This is a genomic window from Sphingobacterium sp. R2 (genome assembly GCF_040760075.1).
Classification (GTDB): Bacteria; Bacteroidota; Bacteroidia; order Sphingobacteriales; family Sphingobacteriaceae; genus Sphingobacterium.
Genome location: NZ_CP142884.1, coordinates 3834386 through 3854518 on the forward strand (window position 1 = coordinate 3834386; position 20133 = coordinate 3854518).

24 protein-coding genes are annotated in these 20133 nt (G+C 41.4%); 9 read left to right on the forward strand and 15 right to left on the reverse strand.

Annotated elements, in window-relative coordinates:
• Window positions 1-20 precede the first annotated feature (20 nt).
• Together VXM68_RS15870 and VXM68_RS15875 are read left to right on the forward strand one after the other, a co-directional pair.
• Window positions 21-1382: a RagB/SusD family nutrient uptake outer membrane protein gene (locus VXM68_RS15870; RefSeq protein ID WP_367209323.1), complete on the forward strand. Its 1362-nt coding sequence runs from the start codon at window positions 21-23 to the stop codon at window positions 1380-1382.
• Window positions 1383-2585, forward strand: a complete 1203-nt coding sequence (locus VXM68_RS15875; protein ID WP_367209324.1) for a TlpA family protein disulfide reductase — start codon at window positions 1383-1385, stop codon at window positions 2583-2585.
• A 55-nt stretch (window positions 2586-2640) separates the two neighbouring features.
• Here the strand turns inward: VXM68_RS15875 and VXM68_RS15880 are convergent, their stop codons facing one another.
• The 4 genes from VXM68_RS15880 to VXM68_RS15895 form a co-directional block, all read right to left on the reverse strand.
• Window positions 2641-2862, reverse strand: coding sequence for a hypothetical protein (locus VXM68_RS15880; protein ID WP_310081664.1), 222 nt, complete (start codon window positions 2860-2862; stop codon window positions 2641-2643).
• Between the two features lie 64 nt (window positions 2863-2926).
• Window positions 2927-3229, reverse strand: coding sequence for a hypothetical protein (locus VXM68_RS15885; RefSeq protein ID WP_367209325.1), 303 nt, complete (start codon window positions 3227-3229; stop codon window positions 2927-2929).
• Window positions 3230-3355: 126 nt separating this feature from the next.
• Window positions 3356-4366 carry a helix-turn-helix domain-containing protein gene (locus tag VXM68_RS15890; protein WP_367209326.1) on the reverse strand — a complete coding sequence of 337 codons (1011 nt, stop codon included), beginning with the start codon at window positions 4364-4366 and terminating at the stop codon, window positions 3356-3358.
• Window positions 4367-4417: 51 nt separating this feature from the next.
• On the reverse strand, window positions 4418-4819 hold the full coding sequence (locus VXM68_RS15895) for a hypothetical protein (RefSeq protein WP_367209327.1): 402 nt from the start codon (window positions 4817-4819) through the stop codon (window positions 4418-4420).
• Between the two features lie 195 nt (window positions 4820-5014).
• Between VXM68_RS15895 and VXM68_RS15900 the strand changes: the two genes are divergently transcribed.
• Window positions 5015-6205: a hypothetical protein gene (locus VXM68_RS15900; protein ID WP_367209328.1), complete on the forward strand. Its 1191-nt coding sequence runs from the start codon at window positions 5015-5017 to the stop codon at window positions 6203-6205.
• A 100-nt stretch (window positions 6206-6305) separates the two neighbouring features.
• Window positions 6306-6614: a helix-turn-helix domain-containing protein gene (locus VXM68_RS15905; RefSeq protein WP_293957392.1), complete on the forward strand. Its 309-nt coding sequence runs from the start codon at window positions 6306-6308 to the stop codon at window positions 6612-6614.
• On the opposite strand, the gene VXM68_RS15910 is transcribed toward VXM68_RS15905, so the two are convergent.
• Window positions 6611-7027 (reverse strand): hypothetical protein, encoded by a 417-nt coding sequence (locus VXM68_RS15910; RefSeq protein WP_367209329.1) that lies wholly within the window; start codon window positions 7025-7027, stop codon window positions 6611-6613. The genes VXM68_RS15905 and VXM68_RS15910 overlap by 4 nt on opposite strands.
• 77 nt (window positions 7028-7104) lie before the next feature.
• Between VXM68_RS15910 and VXM68_RS15915 the strand changes: the two genes are divergently transcribed.
• The 3 genes from VXM68_RS15915 to VXM68_RS15925 all read left to right on the forward strand — a co-directional run bounded on the left by VXM68_RS15915 (window position 7105) and on the right by VXM68_RS15925 (window position 8625).
• The gene (locus VXM68_RS15915; RefSeq protein ID WP_294350026.1) at window positions 7105-7749 is read left to right on the forward strand and encodes a DUF6266 family protein; all 645 of its coding nucleotides are present in this window, start codon (window positions 7105-7107) and stop codon (window positions 7747-7749) included.
• A 1-nt stretch (window position 7750) separates the two neighbouring features.
• Complete coding sequence (locus VXM68_RS15920) at window positions 7751-8155, forward strand: DUF5675 family protein (RefSeq protein ID WP_367209330.1); 405 nt, start codon at window positions 7751-7753, stop codon at window positions 8153-8155.
• Window positions 8156-8370: 215 nt separating this feature from the next.
• Window positions 8371-8625 (forward strand): hypothetical protein, encoded by a 255-nt coding sequence (locus tag VXM68_RS15925; protein WP_367209331.1) that lies wholly within the window; start codon window positions 8371-8373, stop codon window positions 8623-8625.
• A 240-nt stretch (window positions 8626-8865) separates the two neighbouring features.
• On the opposite strand, the gene VXM68_RS15930 is transcribed toward VXM68_RS15925, so the two are convergent.
• The 10 genes from VXM68_RS15930 to VXM68_RS15975 all read right to left on the reverse strand — a co-directional run bounded on the left by VXM68_RS15930 (window position 8866) and on the right by VXM68_RS15975 (window position 16805).
• Window positions 8866-9285 carry a c-type cytochrome gene (locus VXM68_RS15930; protein ID WP_367209332.1) on the reverse strand — a complete coding sequence of 140 codons (420 nt, stop codon included), beginning with the start codon at window positions 9283-9285 and terminating at the stop codon, window positions 8866-8868.
• Window positions 9286-9376: 91 nt separating this feature from the next.
• Window positions 9377-9763 carry a hypothetical protein gene (locus tag VXM68_RS15935; protein WP_367209333.1) on the reverse strand — a complete coding sequence of 129 codons (387 nt, stop codon included), beginning with the start codon at window positions 9761-9763 and terminating at the stop codon, window positions 9377-9379.
• A 43-nt stretch (window positions 9764-9806) separates the two neighbouring features.
• Window positions 9807-10463, reverse strand: coding sequence for a DUF1345 domain-containing protein (locus VXM68_RS15940; protein WP_294187739.1), 657 nt, complete (start codon window positions 10461-10463; stop codon window positions 9807-9809).
• Between the two features lie 11 nt (window positions 10464-10474).
• Window positions 10475-11287, reverse strand: coding sequence for a hypothetical protein (locus VXM68_RS15945; RefSeq protein WP_294350041.1), 813 nt, complete (start codon window positions 11285-11287; stop codon window positions 10475-10477).
• Window positions 11288-11344: 57 nt separating this feature from the next.
• A complete protein-coding gene (locus VXM68_RS15950) occupies window positions 11345-12334 on the reverse strand; it encodes an LLM class flavin-dependent oxidoreductase (protein WP_367209335.1) in 990 nt (329 codons plus the stop codon).
• 46 nt (window positions 12335-12380) lie between these two features.
• Window positions 12381-13568 carry an RsmD family RNA methyltransferase gene (locus VXM68_RS15955; RefSeq protein WP_367209337.1) on the reverse strand — a complete coding sequence of 396 codons (1188 nt, stop codon included), beginning with the start codon at window positions 13566-13568 and terminating at the stop codon, window positions 12381-12383.
• Complete coding sequence (locus VXM68_RS15960; RefSeq protein ID WP_294187746.1) at window positions 13569-14831, reverse strand: aspartate kinase; 1263 nt, start codon at window positions 14829-14831, stop codon at window positions 13569-13571.
• A 23-nt stretch (window positions 14832-14854) separates the two neighbouring features.
• Window positions 14855-15646 carry a DUF3298 domain-containing protein gene (locus VXM68_RS15965; protein ID WP_367209339.1) on the reverse strand — a complete coding sequence of 264 codons (792 nt, stop codon included), beginning with the start codon at window positions 15644-15646 and terminating at the stop codon, window positions 14855-14857.
• A 21-nt stretch (window positions 15647-15667) separates the two neighbouring features.
• Window positions 15668-16120, reverse strand: a complete 453-nt coding sequence (locus VXM68_RS15970) for an N-acetyltransferase family protein (RefSeq protein WP_367209340.1) — start codon at window positions 16118-16120, stop codon at window positions 15668-15670.
• Complete coding sequence (locus tag VXM68_RS15975) at window positions 16113-16805, reverse strand: YggS family pyridoxal phosphate-dependent enzyme (RefSeq protein ID WP_293957405.1); 693 nt, start codon at window positions 16803-16805, stop codon at window positions 16113-16115. The genes VXM68_RS15970 and VXM68_RS15975 overlap by 8 nt, the downstream gene beginning before the upstream one ends.
• Before the next feature lie 73 nt (window positions 16806-16878).
• Here VXM68_RS15975 and VXM68_RS15980 point away from each other — a divergent pair, with 73 nt between their 5' ends.
• Both VXM68_RS15980 and VXM68_RS15985 read left to right on the forward strand, forming a co-directional pair.
• A complete protein-coding gene (locus VXM68_RS15980; RefSeq protein WP_367209341.1) occupies window positions 16879-17625 on the forward strand; it encodes a DUF4296 domain-containing protein in 747 nt (248 codons plus the stop codon).
• A gap of 22 nt (window positions 17626-17647) precedes the next feature.
• Window positions 17648-20017: an endonuclease MutS2 gene (locus VXM68_RS15985; RefSeq protein ID WP_367209342.1), complete on the forward strand. Its 2370-nt coding sequence runs from the start codon at window positions 17648-17650 to the stop codon at window positions 20015-20017.
• Window positions 20018-20133 lie beyond the last annotated feature (116 nt).

Genomic DNA, 20133 nt, shown 5'->3' on the forward strand with positions numbered 1-20133 from the left:
ACATTTTAAGAAGAGTTAAGATGAAAGTAGAAAAGATTATTTTTATGCTAGCCTGCAGTTTATTAACACTTGCAGGTTGTAATAAATATCTGGATGTGAAGCCAGATCAAAAAATGCTCGTACCAAAAACATTGGCAGACTGTGATGCCTTGCTCGATAATAGAAGTACGATGAACTCAAGTTTTTCTCCGATTCCGGATATTGCTTCTGATCACTATTACCTTAACGCGGCCAATTTTAACGCAATAGCAAATAGTGAAGACCGAAATGCCCATGTATGGAATCCAATGGCTGAATTGGCCACAAATCATTGGCAGGCTCCATATAAAGTAGTCCTCATTGCTAATCAGGTACTGAGCTTATTGAAGGATATTGATCGAAGTGTTAACCCTACAGATTATGAACGCATTAAAGGCGAAGCTCTGTTTTTTAGAGCTTACGCATGGATGCAGCTCCTGAATGTATTTACTGTGGGGTATGATGCCGCCAAAGCAAAGAACATCCTTGGCGTGGTATTAAGGTTAAATCCAGACATCGACTATATTGAATCTCGGTCTTCGCTTGAGGATAGCTATCAGCAGATCAAAAAAGATCTAGAAGAGGCAGTACCATTACTTCCAGATAAAATTGTGATTAAAACGAGGCCGACAAAGGCAGCTGCTTTAGCGACCTTAGCCCGCTTGGGTTTAATGATGGGCGACTATGGGATAGCTGAAAAGAGAGCAAGAGAAGCACTGGATCTTTATGCGGTTCTGATTGACTATACTACACTGAGTAAAACGGCATCAGCGCCCTTTGCACGTTTTAACGATGAAGTGATTTTTCATGCAGTCACTTTTACAAATGCCAGTATTAATCCGACTATAGCAAAAATCGATTCCAATCTAATCAAATCCTATAAGAATGATGATCTGCGAAGGACGCTATATTTTAAAAGCAATAATAACGGTACATACGCCTTCAAGGGAAGATATGATGGCGCTGTTAACGCCTCGACATTTTGTGGGGTTGCCACAGATGAGCTCTACTTAACTTTGTCGGAAGCGTTAGTGAGAAATAATAAGGTAGTCGATGCTATTGGATACCTGAATAAATTATTAAGATCAAGATATGTCAAAAATACGTATCTGGATTTCAGTTCAGATGATAGGGAATTAGTCTTGAAAGAAGTGCTGGCCGAGCGTAATAAATCTTTGATCATGCGCAACTTAAGGTGGATGGATATGAAAAGATTAAATCAAGATCCAGCATTTCAAAAGACCTTTCGGCGAATAATCGACAATGTTGTCTATTCGATAGAACCAAATGATTTGCGCTATGCATTTCTAATCCCTAAAAAGGTAATAGAATTTAATCCATTAATAAAACAAAATCAACGGTAGATGAAAATGAAAATAAATTTGCTGTCTCTAATAATCCTGTATTTTTTTAATACTGTATACTTATATGCACAGGATCAAGACAATAACGCACTTCAAATTGGTGATAAATTTGAAGTTCAACACAAGGTGAAAGCGATAACAGGTGAAATAAACTTTACAAGCTTGAAACCTGATTTGGTTATTCTAGATTTTTTTATGACCAACTGTACGGCCTGTATCGAAGCCTTTCCAAAAAATAATAGGCTGCAAGTAGCGTTTGGCAATACGATAAAGATACTTCCGATATCACCGGAGAGTAGAGCTGTAGTAAGTATTTTCTTCAAAAAGAATGCATACACAAAAACTAACAAATTGGATGTCGTAGTTGAAGACAATACTTTTAAAAATTTATTTCCACATAAGGGCTATCCTCATGTGGTATGGATTTACAAAGGAAAAGTTATAGCTATTACTGCTGGTGATATGGTTACTAAAAAGTCAATAGAGGAGATTTTGGCGGGTAAAACCACAAAGGAATGGCCAATTAAGAATGATTTTGAGGAGCTCCAATTTTTTGATGGTAACGCAGATTTGACGTCCACATTGTCGGCTTACAAGAATGGCCTACCGAGTACTTATCAAAGGGATACGATAGGAGAAAAGATCCGGTACAAAATGACTAATGTATCGCTTCTTCCGGCTTTGTACTACGCTTATTCCAATGTGAGAAAGTTGCCCCTAATGAAAAAAGAAAGAGTGAAACTTATTGATTTAGATGAAACAGATTTTTTGGATTACCAAGCCGAATCAAAATCACAATGGTTAAAAGATCACGGGTTTTGCTATGAATCTTTTTGGCCACTATCGTGGACGGAAGAACAGCGTGTCAATGCGCTGGTAGCCGATATGACAAACAGGATGAGATTGAACGTGTCATTTGCTTTGGAAGACAGTGAAATATGGTTGGTAACAAAGCGGTCGGCAAATAATAGTAATAAACCTAGCGACGGCATGGGTATAAAAATGGCCTGTACATTGTTAGAAATAAACAATCCTGATTTTCCCCCTATTATTTTGGATGTCAATGATACGAGTGAAAAAGTGAAGCTCGGCGCGGTTACAGACTATGTGTCTTTTAAAAACACTATGCAGGCAATTGGATTTACAGTGTCAAAAGAGGAGCGAATGATTGAAAAAATTGTTATCAAAAACCTAGCTAAATAAATGCAGAAAGGCCGAAGATATTTACTTCGGCCTTTAGAATATTAAACTTGCGAGCTTAAGCTTTCAGTTTAACGTTTGTCGTATTGCTGTGCGTATTCAAAGCGGTAACCATTTCGCTCAATAGATTTTCATCTATTTCTGGTTGTCCCGAACCATTGTCATTTGCAGTAATTGTACAAATGCGTTGGTCGCCGACACAACTAGGAGTACCGGAAGCTAATGAATAGCTACTTTCGTCTGCTGGTGCGCTTTGATTGTTCAATTGAAATAAAGCCATGTTGCAAAATTTTAATTTGTCAAATCTTGTTTATTAATCAGCTACATCCAGGATGTATCCGGTTTCACAGATTCTGCCGGGCTGACCGAAACGCCGCATTAGGCCAGCCCTTTTCACGTAAATGCTGTATCGTACCGCCACACGGGAATGTGGTAAACCTACGGCCGTGCCTGTCACGTACAGGACCAGCACAGCAGCAGGTCACTGAAAGCAAAAGTTTCATCTTCGCCAAGCCAGAATATTTTCGCTGCACCAGTTGCGAAGGCCATTGCCGACGTGGGGCGCTCATATCCGCGGCGAATGGTTGTTCATTTAGCGAATTTTCCCTGACTCGTTGTGTACGCTGTATAGTCTCTTGCTTGATCATACTTCTTTGTTTATAAATTCACCCAGTCCTATGGGGATATGGTTCATAATCCAAAGATAGCGACCGCTGGTGCGCATAATTTGACATAAAGCGCATCAGGATTTGACAAAATCCGTGAATCTAAACCTACCTCCGCTTTTTGGAATTAAAGGTCAGCTGTTGATAGGCTGTCGGAGATAACCCCGTCTCATTTTTGAAAAATCGGGTAAAACTAGAAATCTGACCAAAGCCACAAAAGTCCGAAACGAGCTGTACAGGCATTTTTCGATCCAGCAGATGCTTTGCCTTGTCGGCCAATACTTGGTTGCGAAAATGCAATAGCGTCTCGCCATAGCGCTGCATATGGTATCTGTTGAGTTGATCTTTTGCAACGTGTAGCGCAGCAGCAATATCTCCGATCAAAATCCGCTCTTCCGTTTCTGCAATCCGCTTGCTGATCAGCGCTCGGGCCTGTAGAGCCAAATAGTCATGGTGGCTCAGGAGACCCTGCGCTTTGAGTAGCTTATTTTTGCTCAGAAGGAGCAGATCCTGAATTTTGTGAAGTATAATACTTTTGGGTATCAACGGCTTCTTGCTGAGTTCCCTCGTGAGCTCAGCAAATAACTGTCGGGTCTGCTCCATAGCGGCAAAGTCAAGGCTCACTCGGTACTGTGCAAGCCTGCCTTTATGTGCTGCGATCACGCTAGATAGATACTCAAAGCCAGGAATCCCGCCGATATGAAGCAGATTCAAAGGTAGTGTAAAACCTTGAATGTGATAGGTTCCGGGTTCAAATTTTAATGTAATTTCCGTTTCGGGGGCATAGAGAAACGCACCATGCCGCGGGCGGAAAATAAAGGTGTCTTTGACCTGTGGCTGGCGGTAATGGATCGGAGCACGCCCTGCGAGATGGTAGAGCAGATGGGTCTGCGGACTGCATATTTCAAAACGAATTGTTGTTGAGCTATGCACTTCGAAATGATAGCAATAGCTCTCCAAATTGCCGGTCTGCAGATACTCCTCAAACAAACAAATTTGTGGATGGTATAGCAGTCGGGTCCGGCTACCCGGCAACTGCTGATGAAAAGATTTTGTGAGCGTACTCTTGCTCACAAAATCCATATCTTCTTCTATCAACCTGAATGATGCGGTCCGCATAGCGCTAGTATTTTTGGGGAATAGGCCACGTCTGTTTCGGAGAAACGTGGATTAGCTGCCTGCAGTATGCCGATAAACAATGCGGATAGAAAAATAACCTGTCGGCAACAATCTGTTCGCAACAGGTAGGTCACTGGATGAATTGTATCGTGAAAGGATGATGTCCTTTGGTGTGTCTTTTTCTTCATCGACAGAGCTGCTGTTCTTTTGGAAGTCAACGGCTTGGCCGTTGTTCCAGCTGTCGGCAATCCCGATGCTAAGTTCGGTTTTGAGTGCAAGCGACATAGTATTTAGATATTGGATCTGGCTGACGCGTAGCTCAAAATAGGCGTGCATAAAGCCGACAAAATCGCTCATGACGGAGTTGATGATAGGAAGGCGCTCGGCATAAGGAAGGGTCAATACTTTTAGCTGCAGGTCGTTGACACCTGCTTGGTCAAATGTTCTTTTCATATTTTTGCTGTTACGTAAAACCACAAATAAATCAGCTAAAACCCTAGAAAACAAATTCTTTAGTTAGATATGACAGGATTTGGTATATTTTGACGGAATGTTTCGCCGGGAAATTAGTATTATTTTAAAGAAATTTTGTAAATTTGAGGTAAGTGTTTTGTTTTAACCAATCACCAGACCAATTTTTTATTCCTTATGCGATCGGAGAATTTAAATAAAAGTAGAAGATTATTTCCGTATTTAATAAAAACTAGTATTGCCCGATGGAGCCAAATAGGCTATTATCCACTTCATTTTTTCTTGTGCTTTATCCTTGCTTTGATCATCAATCTGGGTTCTGCTGGCAGCGAGATGCTCGTCCGTATTCAGAGTAAGCGCTTTATGGCGGTATGGATTGGTACAGTGTTGCTGTTGCTGGTCTACGCTATACTGATCAGCTACATACATGCAGCCTTGGTGGTTAGGCAGCGGTTCAGTAGCAATACCAAGCTAAATTTTGTGATCTATCTGCTCTGCGCATCCGGTGTTGTCCTAGCTATCCACGGCGTCGTACTGGAAGTATTGTTACCGCACAGGCCGGGATTGATCTTGCTATCACGATGGTATCTGACCACTGATTTTTGGTTTTTCTTTCCCATAGTGACTGCCTATATACTGTTGGTAAATCGCTTTCCAAAATGGGTATTGCTCGATTGGCAATCCTTTGTTCAGACGCCGATCCAGATCCCTTCTGCGGCCAGGCAGCAGCTTGATCAAGATCAGGCGCCACTGCTAGTAGCAGGTGGATCCGAAACTGGTGAAAATAGAGATTCTGTTAAACATGTGACCGACCAACTGGTGAAGAGCCCAAGGCAGCTATCCGGAAACAATGTCCAAACCACAGCGATGGATCTCCCACCTGTGCCAAAATCAGAATCCCAGGCTACCTTGTTCCGTCTGTGGCAGCGCGATCGGGATCGGCTAGCACTGATGGTCTACCTTTTGCGTAAATGGGAGGATAAAGAACAGACAGACAGTACCACGATAAAATGCCTGAATGCGGTGATCATCTATAAACAACAACGTACGGCAGATGTCTATCTGCATGACGGAAAGTTGTGTCGGATAGAGGTAACCACCAAAGCACTGCGTGAAAATCCATGGTTGGTCAAAATACGGGCGAGAGTGTATGTCAATATGCTCTATTTTCGCGTGCCCGTAAATCGGCCCACCATGTTGGAACTTACCGCTGAGATCAAGGAGAAACTACATCGATTGTTGCCGGAGGATAAGCTCAAAATAATGGTCACGCCCTCGCGTGAGCTGCGCAACAACATCAATAATTTTTGGGGAATAATAGATACGCTAGATGAAAGCAAATTGGAAGAGGAATTTAATCTGGCTTAAAACAGAAGTATTGTCTAACGCTGTGGTGATGGAGCCGCTGCACAGTGCCAATTGTGCAAAGTGACTCGTTTCGGCGACCAGCATGTTTAATTGCATGGTTATGTTAAATTTAATGAATCGCATTTGTGACCTTTTGGAGGTCATAACCTCCTTATTGAAAGCGATATTGACGCATATAACGGAAGAAATGAATAAAGTATCTACGGAAACAGCGGAGATACCTTCCGAACTGGATCATATGCTTGATATCGCTGATGTGCTCGACAAATTGGGTATCTCTGAATCGAAGTATTACCGACTGGTCCGCGAAGGAAAGCTCAGGCCGAGGAAACTGGGCAAGCGGCACTATTATTACTTGTCGGATTTACACCAGCAACTGGAAGAGAGCAGGCGTAAGGGGCGGATTTAGCGCGTTGTAACAAAGGAGCCAAAAGGCTCCTTTGTTATTTCTTGCGAACAAGCGAACGCAAGTTTCTTCACATCGCTACGCTTCGGCAGCTGTTCGGCGACGGTCTGGCTATCCTTCGACTTTGCTTCGACACAGCTGGGGCACATCTTCGACGCTCCTTCGGGTGGGCTTCGACAACGCTTCGAGTCGGCTTCGACTCCCAGTCGAACAGCACCCGAACAATACCCGAACAGCAGCCGAAGCTGTGTCGAAGCTGTCTGCAATCTTTTCCGAATACGTCCCGAATACGATCGCTTAACGGCCCAACGGACTACCGAGGGGGCTGCCGATCTGTTAAAGTTGACAGGCAATGACAGCATTTCCACCCGTGTAATATCAATCCCTGCATTTATCCTTCTACTGAAAAAAGTCATGCTAATTTAGCTCTTGCTAGCAAAACAAAGACTGCTCATGACAGTCGTAACTATTTATTATTTAAACATGTATAATCATGGCAAGATTTTTAAAAGGTATACACGGAGCCTACTCTGGGAAAGTAGGAAGTGTAATAGGAAGCAGTTGGCGAGGTGTGGATTATGTCCGCTCACTCTCCAAGATTACAAACAAAAAAGCGAGTGAAGGACAGATCGCACAGCGGGCAAGATTTGCAACCGCGGTAGCTTTTCTTTCGCCGATCAAGGATCTACTCAACCTGGGCTATTCGGACAAATTGCAGAGTAAAGCAACAGGGTACAACAAGGCGCTACAATATCTCCTGAATTATGGTGGCGTAACAGGTACTTACCCTGCATTCGAAATAGATTATGCAAAGATCGTTATTTCCAAGGGCTCATTGGCAACGCTGATGGGTGCAGAATGGTCAGAAGCTTTTCCGCAGGAGATCATGTTGACATGGGAGCCGCAGTTCAACAAACTTAACGCGTTCGCCGGCGATTCTGTTATTCTGCTCATGTACAACAGCAGCAAGAATTTCTTCAGTATCCTGGAGTCTGCGACTCGCGAAGAAGCAAGTATGAGTTTCAAGCTGCCTACTAGCTACTCCGGTGACACGCTGGAAGGCTGGGTATTTACCGGTCATCAGGATGGTATCAAGACTTCTCCGAGTGTTTACCTGGGTAAACTATCCATTAGCTAATATGGCTGTTAAACACACCCTGCTGCTCCTACGAAAGTATGGAGCACGGGGAACCAATGGTACCATCAGCTATCAAGGCGAAGAGATATGCCATACAATCGAGCTGCCTGATAGAAATAATACGCCAAGGATCAGCTGTATTCCAATTGGTCGATATAAGTTGGAGAAACGGCGCTACCCCAAACATGGTGAGCAGATTGGCATCCCGCTGGTGCTCGGCCGCGAAGCAATACTGATCCATGCGGCCAACAATGCACTCCGTGAATTGCAGGGCTGCATTGCGCCGGTAACGACGTTAACGGGCGAAGGTACTGGGGATTATAGCGGCAAGGCATTAGCAAAGCTTAAAGCGCTGGTGTATAGCCTGTGGGATATGGGGGATGAAGTGTATTTGAGTATTCGTTAAGGCTTTGGAGATCTGGAATTAGTTGCTGCATTCCTTTGGCCTTCTTCTTAGCAAGCTGACGGCATAAATCAAACTCGCTATGCTCGGACAATGATTTATGCTATCGTCATCTCGCGTCAGCGATAGACAGTCGGAACGCAAGGCTTTCAATTCCATGATCTCCTTAGCTTAACGAAAGATGTATTAATGGTAGGGATACTGAAAATGCAAAAAGTATGAAAAAAATCTTTAACAAAATAGGACAGGTCCTGCAGCTGGTGCTGGCGGCTCCTGTTAAACTACCGGAAAAGGTTGGCAACGTATTGAACTACCTGGCTCTGGGATTGGGGATCGTAGAAAAGGTATTGGATGAAGCTAAACTCCAACCGGAGGTAAGTGACGGAAAACCGCCATCGGAAGCTGATGTGCATGCGGCAAACGATACGGCCAAAACTATGGCTGAAAGGAGCGTGGATGATGAAAGTGAATAATATCCGCATCTCGGCCATAGGCGGTACCCTCTGTTCCATCTGGGCCAGCATTTCCCTGGGGGATGTGTTGCAAACAGCCCTGACAGCGGCACTGGGTACTTTGGTCAGTTTTGCCACGAGTAGGCTGCTGGGCAAATGGCGCAACAAGCAGAAAAGGTGAGTGGTAATTAACGAAGTTCCAAAACAAAAGAAAACACCATAATACGCGGTATTATGGTGTTAAATGAATATGTGGTTTGATTAGTTTTTCGCTAAGACCATCTCGGGTTCTTCCTTCCCGCCATGACAGGTTTTACAGGAAATTGCTTTGGCTGGAGCATTATTCCAACTGCGGTTAAAATACTTTTTATTGATTTTTTGGGTCATCTTGATCATCGCCCGCCCAATATCCTTTTTGTGGTTCTCATCACTGGCAAAGTCCAATTTCTTAGGATCTTCTTTTGATGGTGCATGACAGAAACCACATTTTACGCCCAAGGCAACGTTAAATTCCTTCATGGTGGAAATCAATTCGTCATGGGAAATATTTTTTGGGAGAACTTTTAAATTGGTTGGTTTGGGCTCTTCCTTTGGTTTGTCCTGTTGGAAACTAAATGCACTCAACGCAAGCGCAATAGCCAACACGGATGCAATCGCACCTAATTTATTGAATTGTTTCATTTCTCTTTTCCTTTATGCTTGACTAAATATAGGGAGAAAGCAATAATTTTCAAACAGAAAATGAAGTTAATATGACAATTTAGATTGATTATTAGTTACGGACTGCATTTTCAACGACCCAACTTTGGCTATTAGCTTGATAATTAATTGTTAATCGTTTTCCTTCAATTTTGACATTCTTTAATCCTGTCGTGTCAGCTGATACCCAAGTCGTATCGTTTTCTTGATTCAATCTAAGCGAAGTAATATTTGGGATACCCGTGAAGAACTCAACTCTGTAGGTACCGTTGCTTTCTTTTAAAACGCGAATAAGCCGATTATCCCGATCTACTTCCAATGAATTATCTTGGTATTGGATACGCCCGATAAAACTGCCCGCTGCTGCTGCAGTAGCGTTACCTGAATCTTGATTTTTGGCACACGAAGCTACTAAAATAATGAGGATACAAAGCGCGAGTAAGACGTTGAAAAACTTCATGTGTGTAATTTTTGCTCTAAAATAAGACTTTTTGATCGAAAACTCAATTGATTAATCCAGAAATGATATTTATCGTCAATGCAACAACAAATGTATTTAAAGCAAAGGAGAGGAGACCGTGAAAAAGTGCTACCCGGCGTATCTTTTTTGAAGATATCCCCACGTCGGATACTTGAAATGTGCATCCCATAACGAATGAAAAGTATGCAAAATCCAGATAATCAGGCTTCTCGTCGCCAGGAAACTCTAAGCCACCACCGTCGGACCTATTTTCGTAATATAGACGTGCATAATGAAATGTATAGATGGTATGAACTAATATCCATGAAGCCATCATGGCTAGGATGCAAATGACGATAATATACGCATCCTTCAGCTGTTTGTCCTTGCTGGATATAATGATCATCAGGACAGAAACAAAGCAACCTATGGTGACCAAAATGATGAATAAGGAGACAAAAAGCCGGCTTCCATCTTCTTTTTGAGCTTTCTTTGCCATTGTCTCAACCGACATGGTATAAAATGTAAACCAGGATATGGCGGTATAAGATATACAAAACCCCAGCCAGCATAGCAGCAGGTTTAACAGTGGAAGGGATTGGATTGGAGAGATGATGTAGATCAGTAAAAACATGCCCACTGAAAGCAATGCGCGATCAATGGACTTCATTTGATGTAAGTAGACGTTGATTCTAGCCATGTTAACCAGCTTTAACAATCAAATTGTGCATCAGCTTCAAAAGTCAGTGCATTGCCGTGATTGGACAAGAATAGCAGCATTGCTTGCTCCTCATAGTGACTCGGATTAGAAAAGATAAAATCCAGAACACCATCCCGGTCGATATCCCCAACAAAAAGTGTGGACATAAATACATCATCAAATTGATCGATATGAAATAGGGTCTTTTCTTTGTTTTCTTTGTTTGAAATGTAGCTTAGTTTGTAATTGGTCACCTCATGGAATAATTTCTCGTGACCTTTGTCATCGGTCTGCACCTCGGTGGATTTAATTGTTCCAAATCCTCTCAGGGTAACTTTTTGATTTTTAAACGCATATTCTACCGATTCCTGAGGCCATATTTCGGAATGGGTAACTTTTAAATTTTCTAATGCACCGGCTTGGAGTCCTTCCAACTTTAGGAATAGCAATGAGTTTCTGCGTGATTCAATGCTTCGAATTGGAACGCCAGCACACTCGTCATAACCGTCTTTTATTTCATAATCAACTTTTTCCAGGTAATATTTGCCATTTTCTTCATAAAGGTCGTACCAATCCTTATTTAAAACAGCTGTAGGATCTTCCTTTTCCCAAACTCGGTAGCTACGCACGAGCAAAATCTGTCCCTTCTTTGGATCGGCTATTAAGGATTGATTAACTGTACTGCTGTCCGCAACGACTTGGGACAATGTGTCAGTGGCCTTGTCCGTGTCGGTTTTTCCACCGACCTGATGAGAAGTGGGATTCGTGCATGCTTGGAGGGAAAACAATCCCATTAGAAGTGCGAAGGCATTATAGATATTCATATACGGTGAATTTAGTTTAAATATATAAAATTCACCGTATATAAATCGAGCGATTTTTTAAGCAAGTGCTTCTTTTAACAGCGAAAATGACTTGAGGCATTTTTCATCGTCGAAAATATAGGAAGTAGCGATAATCTCATCTACTTTATGGTCTTTTACAAATTTCTCGATTTGTGGACGTATATTGGTTTTGTCACCAATGAAAGCACATGAAGCCATACTTTTAACAGCTTGCTCGATTGCCGGTATTCCTTTGTAAATTACTTCTGGAGTGGGTTCTGATAATGGTCTTCTTGTATTTGTTACGATACCGGCAAAGAGGTTGAAGAAACTGGTTGCTAAAAATTCTGCTTCTTCGTTGCTATCTGCGGCGATAACATTGACGCACGACATAAAATAAGGTTTTTCCAGCACGTCAGATGGGATGAAATTTTGGTGATAGATCATACTCGCCGAAGCAAATTGCGCAGGTGCAAAATGTGTCGCAAAAGCGTAAGGAAGCCCTAAGCTTGCCGCCAGATAGGCACTGTCGGTACTTGATCCCAAAATGTACAGGGGTATCTCCAAACCTTCGCCCGGAAAGGCACGTACTTTTGCATCAAAATTGTCTGCGCTAAAGTAACGTTGCAGATCTTTCACCTCTTGAGGAAATTGAAAAGCGGTATTTAGGTTGTTTCTGCGTAAAGCCATTGCAGTTAACTGGTCTGTACCTGGAGCACGTCCTAAACCGAGGTCAATACGTCCCGGAAATAAGGTTTCTAAAGTTCCAAACTGCTCTGCAATAACCAAAGGCGCATGATTGGGCAACATTATTCCGCCAGATCCTACACGAATACGGTTTGTGTTTGATGCAATATGTTGTATCAAAAGGGATGTCGCAGAACTGGCGATATATTCCATGTTGTGATGCTCTGCAACCCAAATCCTTTTCAAATCCAGTTGTTCTATATGTTGGGCAATTTTGACCGTACGGGCCAATGCGCTAGCTGTATTTTCTCCTTTTTTTATGGGAGCCAAATCCAATGCTGATAACTCTATTTTATCCATGCATTAAATTTAAGGAGAAGATTTTCGACAATTGTAATGAAAATGTCTATTCTAGCATTCGTTGTGTATGTATGACACTAAATTGATCATTTTGGGTTGTTGTAAAAAATACAAACGAGTCTCCCGCATCCCTAATTTTAAATTTCTTTTTGATCTCCTCTGTTTTGAGGGGGAAATTTTTGGCAATGATTCCCGATTGTAAGGGTTTCTTATTTTTCTTGAAATCGGTAAAGGATTCCACCTGCTTAATCAGGAATGTTTTACCGGGAAAATTTTCGATTTTCTGATCGGAAGTGTAGAGATGTGTATTTTTATGTAATTTTTTAACATTGAAAATTTGGCCAACAATTTTAAAGGCACCAGCTTTGGAAAGTGCAACATCTGGCTCATACAGATAGGACAGGGGTTCACTGTATTCATTAACAACGGCGCGCTCACTTTCATAGGTAAAGGAGATAACTTGTTGCTGTCCTTGAAATAATCTGACAGCATGAACGGTTGCACCACCTTCATAATCTTTTTCTTGTACGAATACAAGCTCTTTACAATCATTTTGAACCGATACGACATAAACATCTTTCACATGTCGCAGTTGCTGCACGGCAGAGGATATATCCAGTAGTGGTGCCAGTTTGCTGATAATGGTAGTGCTGTGCTGAAAAAAAACATCTTGTAATTGAACTAAATTAGGTTCACATTCATCTAATAAAAAGACCTTTTTGTTTTGAACTCTTCGAGAGGGATCTAAATAGATGTAGTCGAATCGTCTGTTTGCGTCATCGAGGATGTAATCCACACCGTTAGCGGCAATGACGTGAAGGTTGTCTGCCTTTAATATAGCCGCATTATGTTTTGAGACGGCTGCCAATTCAGGATTTAATTCACAGGCAGTAACCTGCGCCGCCTGCCTTGAGAAGTAAAAGCTGTCTACACCGAAACCACTGGTGACATCGACTAAGTGCGTTCCCTCATTTATCAGTGTACTTTTAAATAATGCTGTTTTCTCTGAAGAACATTGCTCCAAGTTAAGCTTTGGGGGAAAATAGATTCCCGGCGTATTGGCCCACAGGGGGATTTTTGTACTTGCTCGTTGTTTCCCGTCCAGTTGAGTAGCAAGCTCGGACGGCGATATTCCTTCAAAAGGAGATTTTTTAAGTGCGATTTTAGCAGGAGACTGCTCTGCGTTTCTATCCAGAAACTGCTGAATCTCCTCTTGAAGGATCAGTGTATTCATTTATATTTTCTTTACAAGAAGCTGGCAAGTATAGGTGTCTTTTAGTTCGCTTATCACTTCCTTATCGACCAGAACTCGATCAATGGTCTCCTGGTTGTAATAGCGAATAGTGATCAGTTCAAGTCCAGATTCATATTTGACTTTGAAGCGCTGCTCGAGCTCGTTAATTAAGTCTACCACATTTTTTCCTGTATCGTCTACCGAAACGGTAAAATTGATGGCTGTATTATGCATCATATTTATTTTGATACGGTGCTCATGGAATAGATTGAAAATGTCTCTTAAATTATCTTCCACGATAAATGAGAAATCCCTTGGCGAGATCGAAATGAAAATTTGGTTCACCTTAAAGATGAAGGACGGAACAGGTAAAGTCTGATTCGTACTCCTGATCATTGTTCCTGGCGAGTCAGGATCGACAAAAGAGCGTACATTCAGTGCAATTTTCTTATTCTGTAAGGGCTTGATGGTTTTCGGATGGATGACCGTTGCACCATAATAGGTAAGCTCTATCGCATCGGTATAAGACAATTCAGGAATGAGTTCAGTCTTTTCAAACCATTTGGGATCGGCATTGAGTACACCCGGTACATCTTTCCAGATCGTTACGTTTTCGGCATTTAAACAGGATGCAAATATCGCTGCAGAATAGTCAGACCCTTCACGGCCTAAGGTGGTTGTGAAATTTTCAGAAGTAGAGCCCAAAAATCCTTGTGTGATGACAATGTATTCGTCGAGAATAGCTGGAAGATCTGTGCGGATTTTTTCTTCCGTTTTGTTCCAGTCGACGACAGCCTCACGATAGGTGTTGTCCGTAAATATATAATCCCGTGCATCGATCCATCGTACCTTTTCACCAATAAAGGCCACATAAGCTGCCACAATCTTGGTGGAAATAAGTTCGCCCATCGATACAATTTGATCGAACAGATAGTCGTATGAATCTTGAGGCTCCTCCTCTAAAATCCACTCGATCTCGACAAAACAGTTTGCAACTTCATCAAATATAGGGTGTTCACCTTCAGGAAATAATTCTTGAAGGATATGAAAGTGAAATTGTTTGGCCTCATCCAGCGTCTGAAGTTGGTTTCCCGTGTTATTAACATATTCTTTGGTCAATCTTTCGAGAAGGTTAGTCATCTTTCCCATAGCGGATATGACAACGAGCAAGGCGTCGCCTTTGTATTTCGAGATAATCCGTGCTGAGTTTCTGACGCTTTCAGCATCCTTAACGGATGCACCTCCAAATTTAAAAACCTGCATTTATTTATTAGTTTAGTTGATTGCTAATTAATACTATGAATATACTGTAATCCTTTTTCTGAAATCAAATGTCTGAAAGTAGCGTAGGGAATGCGCAATTCAGTAATCCCTTCAGCATAGGATTTGATTTCATACACATTGTAATGAAATAGGATGTCGTCTTTTTCGATCGTAAAATTATCTGCGAGCGAAAACTTACCGTCTTCAAAAAAATACGTTCCATTTAATAGATCATCGCTACTTAACCCTTCCTGTGTGCGGAAATACTGCTCAGCGATTTTGATAAACTTATCTTTATGCTGTGTTTGAATAATGTCATCAATTACAATCTGTTTGTTTGACTGCCTATCGAAGTTTGCATAAAGGGTAAAGTGGTCACCATGCGCACCGCCCGTGTACTCTTCCTGTTGGGCCCTTATTCCCAGAAAAACTGGCGTATTGGCGATCACATCCACCTGTAGCTCCCGGTTCCAGGTTGCTGTAGACTTACCGTTATTATCCTCCACATATTCATTGTAAGCGTTAATAAAACGATGGGCAGCCTCCTGCATACTGGTATCGCCTTCGAGATGAACAATATTGGTAATCAGATCATTGATCTTATCTTCATCAAAAACAGGGTATTTTGCGCGAAAATAGGTCGTGTCTAGTCGATTTTCTTCCTTAAGAAAATAATTGCTATGCTCGTCTATGCTTTTTCTACTATAGGAGAGTGTATCTGTAGGTTGAACAACATCGGCAGGTACACTTTGTCCATTGCAAGCATAAAACAGATAGCTGATAACTAATATTTTTAAGGAAAACTGAAACCGCATTAAAATGATAATATCCGTTATTTAATAAGTAATTGATACATTGAGCCATCCCGCATCAAAGTCCGCTTTATATTTTTCATAAAACTTAATGGCCGGTTCATTCCAGTCCAAGACTTGCCATACCATGCCATGATAACCGCACTGTTTGCCGTAGGCCAGCGTCTTATCAAACAGTAGTTTTCCAATTCCTGATCCACGCATATTTTCTGTCACGATTAGATCTTCCAAATAGAGTCTTCGGCCTTTCCAGGTTGAATATCTGGTATAATATAATGAAATGCCGACAATTTCGTCTGCTACTTCTGCGACAAATGCCCCCCAAACAGGTGATTTTCCAAATCCTGCGTCTTCAAATTCCGAAAGTGAGACCGTGACCTCATCGGGTGCTTTTTCGAAAATTGCCAGTTCATTAATCAATTCGAGCATCCGTGGGCAGTCAGCTTTAACAGCTTGTCTTATAATTTGTTTAGTCATTGTTTTTAAAGTGTTTGATTACTCGTTTTCCAAAGATTGTACTTCCTATACGCACCATTGTTGAACCTTCTTCTATAGCCAATTTATAGTCGGAGGACATGCCCATGGAAAGAATGCTGAAATGTTCATCTTTTCTGTAAAAACTTGCTTTGATCCCATCAAACAACATTTTAAGCTCATAGAACTCAGCTTTTATTACTTTCTGGTTATCTGTATTTGAGGCTATTCCCATCAAACCGCAAATACGGATGTTCTTCAATTCGAGAAATTCATCGTCGCGGAGCAGTTCGATAAGTTCAGCATGGTCAAAACCAAATTTGGTGTCTTCCTCAGCAATATAAACTTGTAAAAGACAGTCGATGGTGCGTTTTGATTTTTGGGCATGTTTATTTATTTCCTTCAGTAATTTGAGCGAATCAACAGATGCAATTAGACTGATGAAAGGAGCAATATACTTGACCTTATTCGTTTGAAGGTGGCCAATCATATGCCATTGAATATCTTTGGGTAAAAGCTCCGCTTTCTCAACTAACTCTTGAACGTGGTTTTCGCCAAAAATACGTTGACCTGCCTCATAGGCTTCCATGATATCTGAGTTGGATTTTGTCTTCGATACAGCCACAAGTTGTACGCCGACAGCTTCAGTCTCCAATCTTAACGCTTCTAAATTACTAGCAATACTCATTTCCGATATAGTTTTGATGATGTAAAAAGTGCCAAATGTCGGTGCTTTTTGTAAATTTGTACAAAACTACGAAATGCTACGATTAATACTGAATCTACTTGCAGTCATTTTTTTATTTGGTGCCTGTGTACGTACAGGGGACAAAGATATTATCTCCGAAAGTAAGTTTGTGGATGCACTGACCGAAATTCAATTGACAGATTCATACCTCAATATTTTACCCATTGATAGTGCGCGCAAAGTCATGTTGCCTCTGTACCAAGTTACCTTCGATAAATATGGTTTGGATTCCGTTTCTTTTAAAAAGAATTTAGACTATTATGGAAAGGATGCAGAAGTCATGTCTGCTATTTATAAAAAAGTGGAAGAAAATCTAACGAAAGAAAATAAGTTTTATGCAGACATCGATAGGAAAAAGCAAGATTCTATCCGTAGCAGAGACTCGATTGTTAATGTACGTATTCAGGATAGTACCAATCGGGTTATGCGTGGGCAACAAGCTTATCAGGAAAGAATTGCCGCACTTATTCATTATACGCCAAATACAACAAAATTGAGTTTTAGAGAAGCCGCTTCATCTTTTAATCGCTATTTCCAAATGAAAACCGGTATCAGTGTAGATGGTTATCTTATGAATCAATTATCTGTAGGTATCCCAGCTTTACCAGTTGATGCGTCTTCGGGTGTAGGGAGCAGCCCAGGTAAGGATACTGTAATCACACCGAAGGAGGTTCCACTTCGGAAGTTACCAAACGCAGAACTGGAAAGCGGACCAGTTCTCAGCCCGCCGAGGCAAATGAAGCCTCCGGTGAAACTTTAATTATTCAACGAATATGATTTCTATGGTATATCCATTAAATGCAATAGATAAGCTCGGATTCTCCGAGATAAAAGATAAAATAAGACAAAAATGCTTAAGCGAATCGGGTAGGGATTTGGTGGATAAAATTCAGCCACAGACCCGTTTTGATCAGATTGATCGATTTTTAAGACAGACCAATGAGTTTAAAGACCTTTTGGTGAACGACAGTGCATTTCCTGTTGAGAATTTTTTTCCACTTCGGTCCATTATTGAAAAAGCTCGGGTAGAGGGAGCTTTTTTGCTTGAAGAGGAATTCTTTAAAGTATTACTTTCATTAAAGACTGTCTACGCTATCATCCGTTATTTTAACGAACGTGAGGGGCTTTATCCCAATCTTGAGATTCTCTTTGAACATTTACCGATAGAGAAGGGCATCATTCGTGATATCGAAATGGTGATCGATGAGCGCGGAAAGCTCAAAAATAATGCTTCGCGACTGCTGTTGGAGATTACTCAACAGATTCAAAAGGCTGAGCAAGAAGCTTTAAAGCGCATTAACAGCATCTTTAAAAGTGCTCAGGATAGTGGATGGACCGCCGATGGTAATCTTACCATACGCGATGGAAGGCTTTGTATTCCCGTCTTAGCAGAGAATAAACGAAAGCTTAAAGGTTTGATTCATGATGAATCTGCTACAGGTCAAACGGCTTATATAGAGCCTGAAGAAGTCTTTCAGCTCAACAATAAAATTAGAGATTTAGAATTTGAACGCCGACGAGAAGTGATTCGTATCCTAGTGGAATTGACCGATAAAGTTCGTCCGCACCTTCCGTTGTTGCTTTCTTATCATGGACTACTGACAAAAGTAGATTTTGTACGTGCAAAAGCACTTTTTGCTTTGGACATCGAGGCTGAAATGCCCGAATTGTCTAAAGAAGTGGAGATTAATTTGGTGAATGCTAGGCATCCACTTTTATTATTAAATCACCATCATACTGTTGTGCCGCTGAATATACAAATTGACGATGTCCAGCGTGTAATTGTTGTTTCGGGACCAAATGCAGGGGGTAAATCTGTCTGCATGAAAACGGTAGGCCTATTGCAGATCATGGTGCAATCTGGGCTATTAATTCCTGCTGACCCAACGACGAAAGTGGGCGTTTTTAAGCAGATATTTGCAGATATAGGTGATGATCAATCGATAGAGAGTGATTTAAGTACCTATAGTGCACATCTCTCAAAGATGAAATATTTTACGGAATTTGCCAATGGGCGTACCTTGGTTTTAATCGATGAGTTTGGGACCGGTACCGATCCTTTGTTTGGTGGACCTATCGCTGAAGCTGTATTAGAATCGCTCAATAAAAAGCAGATTAGAGGCGTAGTGACAACACACTATAGTAATCTGAAGGTATTTGCGAGCAATTCGCCCGGTTTAGAGAATGCTTCGATGTTATTTGACAACCGCGAAATGAAGCCAATGTATATTCTTCAGATCGGTAAACCGGGGAGTTCGTATGCCTTTGAAATTGCTCAAAAAATTGGCTTAGGTAAGGAAATATTAGCGTCTGCGAAAAGCAAAATTGGTGTGGAGCAAAAGAAAGTTGACAACCTTTTGATTGATCTCGAAAGAGAGAAGAAAGAGGTGTTTGACACCAAAGTTGCGATAATTAAGCGGGAGAAAGAACTGGAGACCATCAAATCCGAATACCTGGAACTGCAAACCTATCTAGAAGAAAATAAAAAAGTCATTCTGAAGAAGGCTAAGGAAGAAGCGCAACAGATTATAAAGAATTCAAATAAACTCATTGAGAATACGGTTGCTCAAATTAAATCGGTCAAAGCAGATAAAGAAAAGACCCGTGAATTGCGTAATAACTTAGATCAGGCACTCCAGGCCGTACTGCCTAAAGAACAGAAGCCGGCAAAGCAAGCTATTAAAGAAAACGTTCAGGAATCCACCGAATTAACTGTTGGGGACTGGGTTCAAATTTTAGATAATGGTGCTGAGGCACAGGTGGTAGAAATTGCTAAAAATAATCTTATTCTCGCTATGGGCGAATTGCGTACCGTACAAAAGCGGAAGAATGTGATTAAGCTAGTGGGACGGGAAGGAAAAAAATCTGCAAAAAGTTTATCAAGGTCAACATCGGCAGCTTCGGTGGCGGACTTTAAGCCTGAAATTGATCTGAGGGGTATGCGAACGGAGGATGCGCTTCATGAGCTGGAACGCGTGCTGGATAGGGCGGTCATGATCGGATATCCATCGCTAAAAATCATCCACGGAAAGGGTGACGGAATTTTGCGCAAATTTATCCGCGATTATTTACGTAAATATAGTCATGTTAGTCGTTTTGAGGACGAACATCAAGACCGTGGTGGTGATGGTATCACCTACGCTTATTTGTAGACAAAATGAATTGGAGCTCAAAAGGTTGCTATTGTGAGCTCCAATTTTCATTTAAATTTTTATTTAAATGTATGTGGTCGTTTAGCTGGCGTCGAGCGGGAGCTTTCGTCCTGTAA